The sequence below is a fragment of the Alkanindiges hydrocarboniclasticus genome (genome assembly GCF_001982605.1).
GTDB lineage: Bacteria > Pseudomonadota > Gammaproteobacteria > Pseudomonadales > Moraxellaceae > Alkanindiges > Alkanindiges hydrocarboniclasticus.
The window spans coordinates 171,311-185,435 of the sequence record NZ_MLCN01000003.1 but is presented as its reverse complement, the minus strand read 5'-3'; the positions used below and the strand labels follow the sequence as shown (position 1 = coordinate 185,435).

The window sequence follows — 14,125 nt, the reverse complement described above, 5'->3', positions numbered from 1 at the left end:
ATTAATCTTCGTGCTATCTTTTGCGGGTTATTAGGACAAAAACAAGATTGAGGACCGCATAAATGTCTACCGCCCGTAGAATTCGCCAAGGCATGGTGACAGCTGCAACCGCTGCTTTTTTACTCTCAGGTTGCTCTCAGATCATTAAAGGCGGGGCCAATATTGCCCTCGGCTTTGCAGAAAGACACATTGTTCCACCCATTATTGCCATGGATGACGCCGATATGGCCTGCGCCAGCGGCAATGCCACTACGCCACTGATCATGTCGACCAAGGCCATGGGTGCTGACCCGGCCAAGATCGGGGTATTACTGTATACATCCGCCGGGGTGTGTGCGGAAAATAATGCACTCAATGCTGAATTGCGTTACATGCGTGCTGCCAAGGCCAACCAGATTGAAGAAGCCAAGGATGCACGTATTGAGCAAAAGCGCTGGGCTGAAACCGCGGCGCGTCGACAGTATGCCGCCTACTTGTTATTTGCCGAACACTACGAAGCCAAATATAAAATCAAGCTGGGTGACCAGTGCCCGAGTATGAAGTCTGATCTGGACAAGACCGTTTATCTGATGGGCATGGTAAGTGGTTTACAGGCCGTCACCAACGATATTAATGCTGGTGGTACGGTAAACGTGCCTAAAGATATTGCTGCCATTGTTGAACGTGGCATGAGCTGCGTCAATAATGAACAGTTCTGGGGTGCACCAAATGCCATTCGTGCAGCGATCTGGACACTGCTTCCTGGTGCTGGTGACGGCAAGCCTGATCCATGGCAGGTGATGAAAGAATCTTCTGCTATTGGTGAGCGTGGTGGTGTTCGCCTGCCGCAAGCCCTGTATGTTATTGCTGCACAGGCCACAGGTGATAAAGACAAACTGCGTGATGCATTGCGCACCTATGGCCATTCCATTGAGGAAGGCAAACCGGTAAATGAAAACTATCGTCTGGTTGACGCGATTGCACGCCAGATGATTCAGAATGCATCAGACCGTTACTGGACTGAAAATACCGGCATGCGTACCCCAGAAGATGGCTATAACCGGTTCTGGGATGAAAGTGCTGTGGATGACTCTGGCCTGTCACTGGATAACCTGCTGGATGATTCGGTAGATACAGGCACTGCGCCAGCCGCTAACAGTACAGAGACTGTTGCTCCTGAAGCAGCACCTGCTGCCGATACTGCCACTGATGCTGCCCCGGAAGAAACGGCACCGGCCAATGCCACTGCGCCATCAACCGATAGCAGTACAGAGACCGCTGCCCCTGTCACTGATGAGGGAATGCCCGCCAGTAATACTGTTCCTGATACTGGCAACGATGCCGATATGATCGAGGATACAGATAGTGCTGAAGCAGCAGCTAACTAAGATGTAATTTATAGATGTAATTTAGAAAAACCGCCTCTATTTGATATTTAGGGGCGGTTTTTTTATGCAAGGAGCAGCAGTTTTATCATGCAGACCCATCCAGTTTCACCCCTGATACACACTATTCTGGCTGTTGCCTTTGTGTGCGGCTTGCTGCAACTGGGCATGAATAGCTTTATTTATCAGCGGGAGCTTATGTGGGGTGAGCCGTGGCGCTGGTGGACAGCACACTGGGTTCATGTGGGCTGGCGGCACTACGCACTGAATATGCTGGCTTTTTTATGTTTACCTTTCATATTTCCACATCTTAGCCGAGCTACGTTACTGTTGAGTTTGCTGGTTTTACCGCTTTTACTCAGTGCTGGATTGTACTGGCTATTGCCCAATGTACAGGCCTATGCCGGGCTGTCTGGCATATTACATGGCATGTTTGTACTGGTGGCTTTTGAAAGCCTCAAGATCAAACAGGAACGAAAGTTTGCCTTCTTGGTGCTTGGCTGCATTGCCATAAAAATTAGTCTGGAAAAATGGATGGGCTACAGTGAAACGGCCCAACTGATTCAGGCCCCAGTGCTGATCGAATCACACCAGATAGGCGTGGTCACAGGCATTATTTTTGCCTTTTGTAAGGCAATGATTTATTACCTAAAATACAAAAGTAATTTAAGTAAACTTTAACTGAAATCTAACTCACCAGAAAAAAATGTGATGGGCTTGGCTTTTATTATTGTATTCCGATCAAATTGATCAGATTTATTTAAAAAAATGTTTGTAATGTCATAGTCGGGGATGACTTAAATGGTGCATCATACAGCCAAAATGCGCATCAGGAACGATTTTCTGTCGTACAAAAGGACAAAAAAGCATCTGATTTTGCCATAACGGTGAGAGACCTAACTCTCGTAAGATTTATCGTACAAAAAAGGCAGAATGCCTATGCAATCCCATCCTACGCCAGGAGCCAATTCTGGCTTTTTAAATCGTACATGGTCGGAATGGTTTTCAACCCTTCCGGTTTTTCTCATATTGGTATTAACGCTGATTATTGGCACTGGCGAGATGATTCATGGCCAGTTGCTGCGTGTGGGCGAACATTTATATGGAGACCCGGCCACAGGAGTTCAATACTCATTCTTACGGGCAGATCCCGTAGCACCCAAATGTGACCGTAACCCTAACATTGAAGCGCTGGTTCAGCAGCAGATGGCCGCCGGTTCTGCCAGCGATGATCCCTTTGCTGACCTGTTTGGGCCTAAAGACCCAGAGCAGGTTCGTCAGTCTTTACTGGCTGCACAGGCAGTTTGTGAAGAAAAATATCAGTTTTATGAAAATACCCATAAATACATTGATGCGCATCCGGGCGTAAAACTGTTCCGTAGCATTGAAACCGGCTTTTTTGCCATTTTCCACTTTGGTACTGAAAACCGTAACCTGTTTCTGGTCATTATGGTGGCCATTGCTGCGCTAACCGCCACGCTAAGCCGGCATCATATTGGCTTGCGTCCTGCTGTAACCCGCATGGATTACTGGGTGCATGATGCTGCCATGGTGGTGGGCAATGGCTTTCTGTCTTACTCAGTGATTAGTTATATCTATTCGCTGTCCCATTCCGGTATTGCCGTTGATCCTAATGCACTGATTATCAATTACCTGTGGGCGATTCTGTTTATAGCGACCACTTTAATCAGCCTGTTCAGACTGGTTAAAACGCAAACCCCTAAACAGGAAGGGGGTAGCATTGGTTTAGCGTTAATGGCGGTGCCGTTGTATGCCTGGATGGCGATTATTACCGGTATTGCGTTTATTTTCTTTATGGATTACTCGGTAGGGCAGGCCATTTATCTGGGCTTTCTGACCGATTATGTGGCTATTTTCCTGGCGCTAGGCCTGTTCATCTGGGTAGGTATGCTACTGACCCAGACCCGGGTTATGGATTTGTTCCTCAATATCCTGCGGCCATGGAATTTCTCACCTGAAACGTTGACCTGGCTTATCCTGATCGGGGCATCCATTCCTACCGCCTATACTGGTGCATCGGGTATTTTCGTGGTTGCTGCTGGTGCGCTGATCTATAAGGAAGTCTGGAATTCAGGTGCGCGCCGCCAGTATGCGCTGGCCGTTTCTGCCATGTCCGGCACTTTGGGGATGGTAATCCGCCCCTGTTTGCTGGTCGTGCTGATAGCCATGCTTGACAGTAAACATGTTACCTCCGATGAGCTGTTTGACCATGGCATTTATGTGTTCTGGTTTATTTCGATATTTTTCCTGGTGGTTTCCCTGTTTATTGCCGAGTCAAAGTTTCGGGTCAATTCTCCCAAGGTGGCAATTCCGGGAATGGTGCGTGCTTTAAGCCCTGTCATTCCTTATGTGCTGATTACTGCTGCTGTGGTGCTGTTCTACCGGTATATCCTGAATACCGAAATGAACGAGTTTACTGCGCCCATGATTTTACCGCTAATTTTATTGGCAATCGTACTGTTCGATAAAATGCGCCGTGAACCCAACTCGTCGGCAATGGCTTTTGGTCAAACTGCTGATGATCATGAAAAAATGGTTCATGAGCATGCAGATACCTCACCTTATCTGCGTACGAATGATCCACAAGGCAAAAACCGCCGGATGGGTTTTGAAGCGGCTATTCGTTTTGCAACTTCGGAAACGGTTGGGCATATTGGCGCACTGATTATTCTGATGGCACTGTCTGCCAGTGTGGGTGGTCTGGTTGAAAAAACCGAGATTGTTCACCTGCTGCCAACGCACCTGAATAACATCTACATTTCCCTGCTGTTTATTGCCCTGTTGCTGGCTGGCATTGGTATGACTACCGATCCATTTGGTGCTGTCATTCTGGTTGCGGCTTCTATTGCACCGGTAGCATACGCCAATGGCATCAATGCGATCCATTTCTGGATGATCTGTCTGGTGGCCTTTGAGCTGGGCTATGTCACACCACCTGTGGCGCTTAACCACTTGCTCACGAGGCTGTCGGTAGGGGATGAGGAGGTCATGGCGGCAGATGCTGAAGCCAAAGCCAAATACACGCACTTCTACTATCGCTATGAGCGCTGGTTGCTGCCAATCATGGTGCTGTTCCCAGCGCTAATGGTGGTCACCTTCGCACCTTATATTTTCAAGATGTTTAACTGGTATTAAGCCACCGGGCATCTGGATAATAAGGTTAGAAACGGCATCTTGAAGATGCCGTTTTTTAATTGGGGCCTACTGCAAAAATCGGGCTAATGTCGAGTTTAAGCGTTTTTATTGAAGAAAAATAAATTAAAAATTGATTGATTTAGATTAATATTTTTAATGGTTCTAAATAAATTGATCAAAATAATTTTAAAAAATGTTCCTAATGTCATAGGCGAATATGACAAAAATGATGCATTATACAGTCAAAATGTGCATCAGGAACGATTTTCTGTCATACAAAAGGACAAAAAAATATCGTGACTACGCCGTGAGGATGAGAGCACCAACTCTCTTAATTTTATTAACAAAATAAGGGCAGACTCCCTATGCAAGATGTTAATTCAAATAAGCCAGGTCGCGGCTTATTCAGGCGTACCTGGGTAGAATGGCTATCGAGTCTTCCTGTGTTTCTTTTGCTCCTGCTTACCCTGATTATCGGCACAGGAGAAATGATCCATGGCCAGTTACTGCGGCTGGGTGAGACATTATATGGTAGTCCACAGACTGGGGTTCAGTATTCATTCTTACGGGCAGATCCGGTAGCACCCAAATGTGACCGTAATCCCAACATTGACGCACTGGTTCAGCAAAAAATGGCTGCCGGTTCTGCCAGCGATGATCCCTTTGCCGATTTGTTTGGCCCACAGGATCCAGAGTCGGTACGCCAGTCAATACTGGCAGCCCAGTCGGTCTGCGAGGAAAAATATCAGTTTTATGAAAGTACGCACAAGTACATTGAGGCGCATCCCAGCGTCAAGGCATATCGTACTTTTGAAACTGCTTTCTTTGCAGTATTTCGTTTTGGAACAGAAAATCGGTCATTGATTCTGGTATTGCTGTTTACCATTGCTGCCATTACGGCAACACATGGCTATCATCATGTGTCACTGCGTCCGGCAGCAACCAGACTGGATTATAAAGTTCAAAGCGCAGCCATGGTTCTGGGTAACCTGCTACTCTTTATCTCAGCGGTCAGCTACTATTTTTCACAACAGAGATCGGGCATTGCAGTCACTGAAACTTCGGCAATCCTGATTACATATCTCTGGATATTCCTGTTTGGTTTCCTCACGCTGATGAGTGTGTACCAGTTTTTCAAAACCCCTGCGCCAACGCGTGAGGGTGGTAGTTTCGGCTTGGCGTTACTGTCAATCCCGCTATATGCTTACATGGCGATTTCTACCGGTATCACGTTTACTTTCTTCCTGGATTATGCGGTTGGTCAGGCAATTTATTTAGGGAATCTGGTTGAGTATTCCAATTTATTCCTGAGTTTGGCGCTATTTATCTGGGCTGGCATGCTATTAAAGCAAACCCGGGTAGTTGACCTGTTTCTGGATATTTTGCGTCCCTGGAATTTTTCTCCGGAAACCTTGACCTGGTTGATCCTTCTGGCGGCTGCTTTGCCCACGGCGTATACCGGTGCATCGGGTATTTTCGTTATTGCAGCGGGTGCCATCATTTATAAGGAAGTCTGGAATTCAGGTGCGCGCCGCCAGTATGCGCTGGCTGCGACCGCAATGTCGGGTACGCTGGGTGTGGTTTTAAAGCCCTGCCTGCTGATTGTAGTCATTGCTTCGCTTAACCGTCAGGTAACGACTGACATGCTGTATCACTACGGTGTGTATGTCTTCCTGCTAACCTCAACCCTGTTCCTGATCATTTCGCTATTTTTGGCACCCAATAAGTTCAGGATTGCGCCGCCCTCGGTTGCCATCCCGAATTCATTACGGGCCTTGGTGCCAGTTTCTCCCTATGTGGTCATTGGTGGTCTGGTCATCTGGGGCTACAGCTATTTACTCAATACGCAACTGAATGAATTTACAGCCCCGGTAATCATGCCAATTATCTTGCTGGCGATTGTGCTGTTTGACAAAATTCGCCGTGAGCAAAAACCTGTTGCTGCTGCATCCGCTGGCAGCATGGATGAGCAATATCACTCTCCTTATCTGCGGGAACAAGAGCTACAGGGTGTTGAGCGTCGTACAGGCTTTGAGGGTGCGGTCCGCAGTGCAACCAATGAAACTACAGGGCACATTGGCGCTTTAATTATGCTGATGGGTCTGACGGTAAGTGTTGGTGGTCTGTTTGAGCGCATGGAAATCATGAGCTTGATTCCAACCGATCTGGGCAGCATCCTGTTTGCCATTACTGGTTTACTATGCATTCTGGTACTGGTCGGGATGTTCATGGATCCATTCGGTGCCATTATTCTGGTCTCTGCAACGGTAGCGCCCGTAGCTTATGCCAATGGCATTGATCCGGTGCATTTCTGGATGATTGTACTGATCTCCTTTGAGCTTGCTTATCTATTACCGCCAGTGGCACTTAACCAGTTACTCACGCGAATGGTGGTGGGAGAAAAGGAAATGGCAGAAGCAGATGATGAAGTGAAGGATAAAAACTTCTACTATCGGTATGAACGCTGGATCTTGCCGATTATCGTCATGTTCCCTGCATTACTGATCGTGGCTTATATTCCTTACTTCTTTAAGCTGTTTGGCTGGTACTAACCGGTATTGCAACAAAAAACGGCATCTTTAAGGTGCCGTTTTTTATGGTCTGTTCTTATTGGTATTTACTATTTTGATTTTTTAAATCCTTAAGCCACATGAGTCATTCTGCCGGATTTAAGGCAGGCGTATCAGGCGGGAAAAACGTGGCATGCATAAAATTAGTGCCAGCAAAATAATGGTCATGCCCATAATGCTTAAGCCATCGGGATATTCATGCCATAAGCCGGCAGCCCAGATACCAGCAAAAATAATGGCCAAATAATTGGCTGGGCCAATTTGTCCGGCGGGTGCATAACTGTAAGCTTTGGACAGGCAGATCTGGCTAAGCGTGGCCAGTATGCCAGCACCACATAGCAGCATGAGTTCATGACCAGTATAGGCGCGCCATAACCAGAACATGGGAATAGCAGAGAGCAGCGTACCAAACAGGCAAAAATAAAACACAATGCGGGTGGCAGGTTCAGTGTCGGTAAGGGCACGTACTGTCACAAACGCCATGGCTGCCAGAAAACTGGACACCAGTCCAATACCGGACAACAGATTAAACATGCCAGTGTCAGGCTTGGCTACCAGTACAACCCCAACCAGCCCCAAACTGGCAGCAATGGCCATCATGGGCGTGATTTTTTCTTTCAAGAATAGCCAGGCCACCAGTGGAATAAATACAGGGGAGGAGTAGGTAAACACCATGGCATTACTAAGTTTTAAGTGGGCAATGGCATAAAAGAACCCATACATGGCAACCAGCCCGACAATGGCCCGCCAGCCATGCATCCATAAACGTTGGGTTTTGAGCGAATACTGAGGCCATGCCAGCAAAAATGGTGTAAGTACCAGCAGGCCGGTGGCATTCCGAAAAAATACAATAGTGGGATTATCAACCGTATGTGATGCCAGCCGGATCAGCACACCCATGCTGGCAAACAAAAACGCAGACACCGATAACAACAGCAAGCCTGTGAGAACTGAACGTGATAGCGCAGGGGAAACAGAAACGGAAGAGGAGGACAAAACAAATACCTGTAGCCTGCATGGGTGCAGCAGTATAAGACTAAAGCCCTTAGGGTTTAATGCATAAATTAAGTGAAAAAATAAAAATCCTGCCAGACGCTAAGCACGGTTTTGCCATGCTGTGTCAGACAGGATCAGTAAAAATTTAAAGCAGGTTTAAACGTTAAGCCGATGTTTTATCCAGTTGCGCCTCTAGGTCTGCCAGATACTTTTCTTTCATTTCTATCAGCTTGTCTGAATCCTTGAGTTGCTGCTGCTGTAGCGTCTTGCGTTCAGTAAGCTGCGCCTGTTGATCCTGCAAGCGGCTAATTTCTTCACGTGCTACGGTTGCATCCTGAGGCACAGGTGCAGTCAGCAGGTTAGTATCCACAATGGAATTGCCCACAGGCTGCTGGTTACTGCTGGTATCATTAGAAGGCGCTAACGGGGCCTCATTATTACGGTCAACATTATCAGTTGATTTTTGGGTATCCTGATTAATGGAAGACGACGGTGGCGGTGTGTCATCATTGTCCGTGCTTCTAAACCCAATGGCATAAGACGCAATGTAATACAGAATAAACAGTAAAATGACAACGCCCAGCATAATCATCCAACGTTTACTTTTAGGCGTTTGTTCTGGATCTTGCATGTTTGTTCTCCAATGTTCTGTTCTCTAATCGCTTGAATATTTAATAATTTGAGTCTATCTAAGCGGCTTAAACTGCACTACACCCACTTCATCAGCTTTTGATGGTGAATTTGTAACTGTATTTTCCAGCTGGTCAATATGGGTAGGGCGACGCTCGCTGGCGCCACATTCCACACATTCAATCCATTCATCGTCGGCTGTGGTCAGCAGTACCACACGATCCAGCGCATTGCATTTTGTACATTTTGCACCAGCGATAAAACGTTTTTTGGGTGTCATGCAGGTTCTCAATAAAAAAGCTTATCCAGCGGTAGAAACAGAATCGGATGCAGGGCTACCATCAGGCCCATTGCTCCAGCCATTATGCCGCAATAATGCATCCAGTTGGGGCTCACGGCCACGGAAGTTTTTAAAGGCAGTGAGGGCATCCACACTGCCACCAACAGCAAGCACTGCATCGCGGAAGGCCTTGCCTGTTTCAGCATTAAACAAACCTTCCTGTTCAAACCGGTCAAAGGCATCACTGGCCAGCACTTCTGCCCATTTGTAGGAATAGTAACCAGCGGCATAACCACCGGCAAAAATATGGCTAAAGCTGTGCTGGAAACGGTTATAGGCAACCGTAGGCAAAATGGCCACCTGCTGGCGCACTTCATTTAAGATCTGCTGAATCTGTAAGGTATCCGGTGCAGGCACTGTGCTATGAATATTCAGGTCAAACAGGGCAAATTCTACCTGCCTTAAGGTTTGCAGGCCTGTCTGGAAATAACGTGCTGCCAGCAAGGCATTTAAGAGCTCACTGGGCAGGGTTTCTTCACGTTCAAAATGGCGGCTAATCAGGCTTAACGCTTCTTCATCCCACGTCCAGAATTCCATAAACTGGCTGGGCAGTTCAACTGCATCCCATGCCACGCCATGCGTGCCCGCCACATGAATTACATCAGCTTCGGTCAGCAGGTGGTGCATGCCATGACCGAATTCATGAAACAAGGTTACCAACTCATCATGGGTGAGCAGCGCCGGCCTGTTGCCAACCGGCGGGGTAAAATTTCCCACCATAAAGGCAATGGGAAGCTGGATAGCATTACGGATTTTCATGCGTGAGCGAAAGCCACTCATCCATGCGCCACCACGCTTGCCACTGCGGGCAAACAGGTCAAAATAGAAACCGGCAATGACTTCACCATATTCACTGACTTCATAATAGTGCACATTGGAATTCCAGATAGGTGCCTGCTTTTCCTCAATCTGAATGCCATACAGGCGCTCAACAATTTTAAACAAACCTGAAATGACCACAGGTGCAGGGAAGTACGGCTTGAGCTCTTCCTGTGATAGCTTGTATTCACGCAGCTTGATTTTTTCAGCCAGATAAGCGGTATCCCAGGGAGCCACCTGCTCAATACCATGTGCACTGGCTTCCTGTTGCAGCTGTGCGAGTTCCTTTTGCGCGGGCACACGGGCTTTATCGGCCAGATCCAGCAAAAACTGCTTAACTTCATCCACTGAGGGTGCCATTTTGCTGGCCAGTGAATATTCGGCATAGTCTTTAAAACCCAGCAACTCAGCCATTTCCTGCCGCAATTGCAGGATTTCCTGCATCAGTTCACTATTGTCAAACTGGGGATCGCCTAGCTCTGAGGCACGTGTGACATAGGCCCGGTAAAACGTTTCCCGTAAATTGCGGTCATCAGCATAAGTCATGATGGCCAGATAAGCTGGAAAATCCAGTGTTGCCAGTGCCCCGGTTTGCTTATGCTGTTCGGCCAGCTGTTTTAGCAGGCCAATGCTACTTTCAGGCAAACCTTGTAACTGGGCGTCATCCAGCGGCATGCTCCAGGCTTGGGTCGCATCCAGCACATGATTGGAAAAGGTAGAAGACAGTTCAGACAGGCGTGCTGAAATTTTGCCATAACGGGCTTTGGCTTCGCCTTCAAGGGCCACACCAGTCAGCTTGAAATCACGGATGGCCAGATTAATGGCAGCTTGCTGTGCAGGATTTAAACCGGTAAAAGCCGGGGATGCCTGTACCATTTGATAAGCCTGATACAGGCCCTTGTGCTGGCCAAGCTGCGTATAGTAATCACTTAAAACCGGCAAAATATCCTGATACACCTGACGGATTTCAGCACTGTTTTTAACTGCATTTAAATGGGATAACACGCCCCATCGCTGCTGCAACTGGTTTTCAACATGATCCAGCTCAAAAATCAGTTCTAGGGCTTGCTGGGCATCGTGCAGTTGCTCAGGAAACTGCTCAATTTGTTGTTGCGCCTGCTGAAGCGCACTATGGACGTTCTGTTTTAACTCATCTACACCCAACTGGTTAAAATCGGGTAAATCAATGGTCGCCAAAGGCAGGCTTGATACGGCAGTAGTCATCATCAATCATCTTGTTGTGCAAAAACATAGACTAGATGTAAGGGCAATTTCCCCATTATACAAGCGCCAATTGTTAAACTATTCGGCGGCCAGCCTGACTTTAAAGCTCAGGATTTGGCGTCAGCAATGCTTCAATCAGTCTTTGGTGGCGCTTGGCTTGCTGGCTGACGGTCAGGCGGCAAGAGTGAATAATGCTTTCAATATCATGCAGCGCCCGGTCAAATACATCATTAATCACCAGATAATCAAAATTTAAGTATTGCTGCATGTCGGTAATGGCACCTGCCAGACGTTGCTCAATGACCTCAAGGCTATCTTGCGCCCGGGCAGATAAGCGTTCACGCAGGTCGTACTGTGAGGGTGGCATAATAAAAATCTGCTTGCTGTCCGGAAACAGGCGACGAACCTGCTCAGCGCCTTGCCAGTCAATTTCCAGCAACACATCATGTCCGGCTTCCAGCTGTTTTTTCACTTCTGCCTGACTGGTGCCATAGTAGTTGCCAAAAACCTCGGCATACTCAATAAACCCTCCCTCATTCACCAGACCTAAAAAACTGTCTACCGTGGTAAAATGATAGTGAATACCATTAAGCTCGCCGGGGCGCTGCCTGCGTGTGGTATGGGAAACCGACACATGAATATCACTCACCCGATCCAGTAACGCCTTGACCAAAGATGTTTTGCCCGTGCCTGATGCCGCAGCAACCACAAACAATAAACCAGACATAAGCGCTTTCCTGTATGATGAGCAATAAGCGCTAGTTTAGCGAAAATCTGCCTGCCAATATAGTGTGGCCAAAACGGTAGGGGTTAAAGCTTTGGTCAGGCCATTATTTTTTGGCAAAAATAGTCAGTCACTGGCAATATGGCTTAAACTGGTAGTCTGGCCAATCAGCCTTATCTAGAATTTGTATAGTGCACCAGCGAAGGTACAACATGGACATTTTATTAGCCAATCCCCGTGGTTTTTGCGCTGGCGTTGATCGTGCCATTGCCATTGTTAACCGTGCACTGGAACTGTTCGAGCCACCAATTTATGTACGCCATGAAGTCGTGCATAACAAGTTTGTGGTCGATGATCTACGCAACCGGGGTGCAGTTTTTGTTGAGGAACTGGATCAGGTGCCCGATGACGCTATTGTGATTTTTAGTGCGCATGGTGTGTCCAAGGCAGTCCAGGCAGAAGCCAGCCGCCGTGGCCTGAAAGTGTTTGATGCGACCTGTCCGCTGGTAACCAAAGTGCATATTGAGGTCACTCGTTATGCCCGGGACGGTATCGACGCCATTTTGATTGGACATCAGGGCCACCCTGAAGTGGAAGGCACCATGGGACAATATGATAAAAGTGCTGGTGGCACTATTTATCTAGTTGAAGATGAACAGGATGTTGCTCGCCTTGAAGTCCGTGATCCTGAGCGCATTGCTTTTGTGACCCAGACCACATTGTCGCTGGATGATACCGCGCGTGTAATTGATGCCTTGCGTGCGCGCTTTCCCAATATTCAAGGGCCTCGCAAAGACGATATTTGCTATGCCACTCAGAACCGTCAGGATGCAGTCCGTGATCTTGCCAGCCGTTGCGATGTGGTGCTGGTGGTAGGTTCCCCTAACTCATCCAATTCCAACCGCCTGCGTGAACTGGCAGAACGCATGGGCAAGAAGGCTTACCTGATTGATAATGCAGACCAGCTCAATCCAGAATGGTTTTTCAATGACTGCAAAATTGGCGTCACGGCCGGCGCATCAGCACCTGAAGTATTGATTGGCCAGGTCATCCAGCGTCTGCAATCCTGGGGTGCTACCTTGCCTCAGGAGCTGGCAGGCCGTGAGGAAAATATTGTATTCACCTTACCCCGTGAACTAAGAATAGCTACGCATCAAGTTGACTGAGTTCACATTTTTAAAAATATAAAAGATAAAAATAGCCAGAAACTGTAGCTCATCATGCTTTTATAGGCGTCAGTCGCCTACTGCTTGTGTTATGTACTTTACCTGCTTAATCTAAACTATAGAGAAGTGTTCAGGATGAACATGGGCTTGATAAGGTGGTAGGTATGCAGAGTAGTCGAGGCTTTACGCTAGTTGAATTAATGGTCACGATTGCTGTAGTTGCCATTTTAGCGATGATTGCTGCCCCATCGATGAGTAATTTGATCGCTAAACAGCAGTTAAATAAAACAACACGTGAACTTGCTGAAACATTAACGCTTGCCAGAAGTCAGGCTGCACTTTTAAGGCAGGAGGTTACCGTGACATTAAACAGTGATACAGCGAACACTGATACTAATTATTATTGGAAGCCATCAGCAAATAATACACTTAAGGCTCCAACTACTATTCCTTCTCTCGTGTTTATGGCAAATGGAACCATGAAAAATACGGCATTGAATACACCATTTACAGATACCGATTTTGTCATTTGTAATTCGAGAATTCCCACTCCAAAAACTATAAAGCTTTCAAGAATGGGCAGTGTGACTTTGGGTACAGGGGGTTCTTGCTAATGAATATTTTAATTAAACAAAAAGGCGTAGGGTTGGTTGAGGTTTTAGTGGCACTTTTGCTTTTGGCAATTGGTGTAATAGGCTATGCGGCTTTACAGTTAAGAGCAGTGGAAGCTTCTAGTGAGGCGATGACTCGTTCGCAGGCATTATTAGTGATGCGTAGCTTAACCGAAAGCATTAGGGCTAATGTAGCAGGACAAGCATTATATCCTGCAGCTGTAAATTCTTATGTGAATTATACGAATGCCACTTCAGCACCTACCAGCTGTGCCAATTCTTTATGTACTGCTACGCAATTTGTTAATTATGAAGCTTATCAAGCTGCCAAGTCAGCTTATGTGGTAGGTATGACAATGACAATGACCGATTGCCCGGGTGTTGGCAGTGCCAGTGTCAAGCGGCAATGTGTGTTTGGAGCTTGGGGGGATACCACTATTACTGCAACAGATTATACAAACTGTATGTCTGTGGCAGGTGTTTATAAGTCTCAAGCAAAATGCATTATGATGGAGGCTTATTAAA

Annotated in this window: 11 protein-coding genes and 1 pseudogene; 7 read left to right on the top strand and 5 right to left on the bottom strand. The window is 47.1% G+C overall.

Annotation, left to right across the window (positions count from 1 at the left end):
- Positions 1-62 precede the first annotated feature (62 nt).
- The 4 genes and pseudogenes from BKE30_RS01435 to BKE30_RS01420 form a co-directional block, all read left to right on the top strand.
- A pseudogene (locus BKE30_RS01435) lies at positions 63-1,190 on the top strand (hypothetical protein); the annotation flags it as partial.
- A gap of 264 nt (positions 1,191-1,454) precedes the next feature.
- The gene (rrtA, locus tag BKE30_RS01430; protein ID WP_076876876.1) at positions 1,455-2,045 is read left to right on the top strand and encodes a rhombosortase; all 591 of its coding nucleotides are present in this window, start codon (positions 1,455-1,457) and stop codon (positions 2,043-2,045) included.
- 258 nt (positions 2,046-2,303) lie between these two features.
- Entirely contained in the window at positions 2,304-4,520 is a 2,217-nt protein-coding gene (locus BKE30_RS01425; protein ID WP_076876875.1) for a TRAP transporter large permease subunit, read from the top strand.
- Between the two features lie 365 nt (positions 4,521-4,885).
- Positions 4,886-7,072 (top strand): TRAP transporter large permease subunit, encoded by a 2,187-nt coding sequence (locus BKE30_RS01420; RefSeq protein WP_076876874.1) that lies wholly within the window; start codon positions 4,886-4,888, stop codon positions 7,070-7,072.
- Positions 7,073-7,189: 117 nt separating this feature from the next.
- Here BKE30_RS01420 and BKE30_RS01415 read toward each other — a convergent pair whose 3' ends face one another.
- The 5 genes from BKE30_RS01415 to gmk form a co-directional block, all read right to left on the bottom strand.
- A complete protein-coding gene (locus BKE30_RS01415; RefSeq protein WP_076876873.1) occupies positions 7,190-8,086 on the bottom strand; it encodes a DMT family transporter in 897 nt (298 codons plus the stop codon).
- A gap of 163 nt (positions 8,087-8,249) precedes the next feature.
- On the bottom strand, positions 8,250-8,717 hold the full coding sequence (locus BKE30_RS01410) for a hypothetical protein (RefSeq protein ID WP_076876872.1): 468 nt from the start codon (positions 8,715-8,717) through the stop codon (positions 8,250-8,252).
- A gap of 54 nt (positions 8,718-8,771) precedes the next feature.
- Positions 8,772-8,996: a YheV family putative zinc ribbon protein gene (locus BKE30_RS01405; RefSeq protein ID WP_076876871.1), complete on the bottom strand. Its 225-nt coding sequence runs from the start codon at positions 8,994-8,996 to the stop codon at positions 8,772-8,774.
- Positions 8,997-9,017: 21 nt separating this feature from the next.
- Positions 9,018-11,099, bottom strand: coding sequence for a M3 family metallopeptidase (locus tag BKE30_RS01400; protein WP_076876870.1), 2,082 nt, complete (start codon positions 11,097-11,099; stop codon positions 9,018-9,020).
- A 100-nt stretch (positions 11,100-11,199) separates the two neighbouring features.
- A complete protein-coding gene (gene gmk / locus BKE30_RS01395; protein WP_076876869.1) occupies positions 11,200-11,826 on the bottom strand; it encodes a guanylate kinase in 627 nt (208 codons plus the stop codon).
- A 209-nt stretch (positions 11,827-12,035) separates the two neighbouring features.
- Here gmk and ispH point away from each other — a divergent pair, with 209 nt between their 5' ends.
- From ispH to pilV, 3 genes are all read left to right on the top strand, one after another.
- A complete protein-coding gene (gene ispH, locus BKE30_RS01390) occupies positions 12,036-12,989 on the top strand; it encodes a 4-hydroxy-3-methylbut-2-enyl diphosphate reductase (protein WP_076876868.1) in 954 nt (317 codons plus the stop codon).
- Positions 12,990-13,153: 164 nt separating this feature from the next.
- A complete protein-coding gene (locus BKE30_RS01385) occupies positions 13,154-13,603 on the top strand; it encodes a GspH/FimT family pseudopilin (protein WP_076876867.1) in 450 nt (149 codons plus the stop codon).
- Positions 13,603-14,124 carry a type IV pilus modification protein PilV gene (gene pilV / locus BKE30_RS01380; protein ID WP_076876866.1) on the top strand — a complete coding sequence of 174 codons (522 nt, stop codon included), beginning with the start codon at positions 13,603-13,605 and terminating at the stop codon, positions 14,122-14,124. Before BKE30_RS01385 ends, pilV begins: the two co-directional genes overlap by 1 nt.
- Position 14,125: the final 1 nt, after the last annotated feature.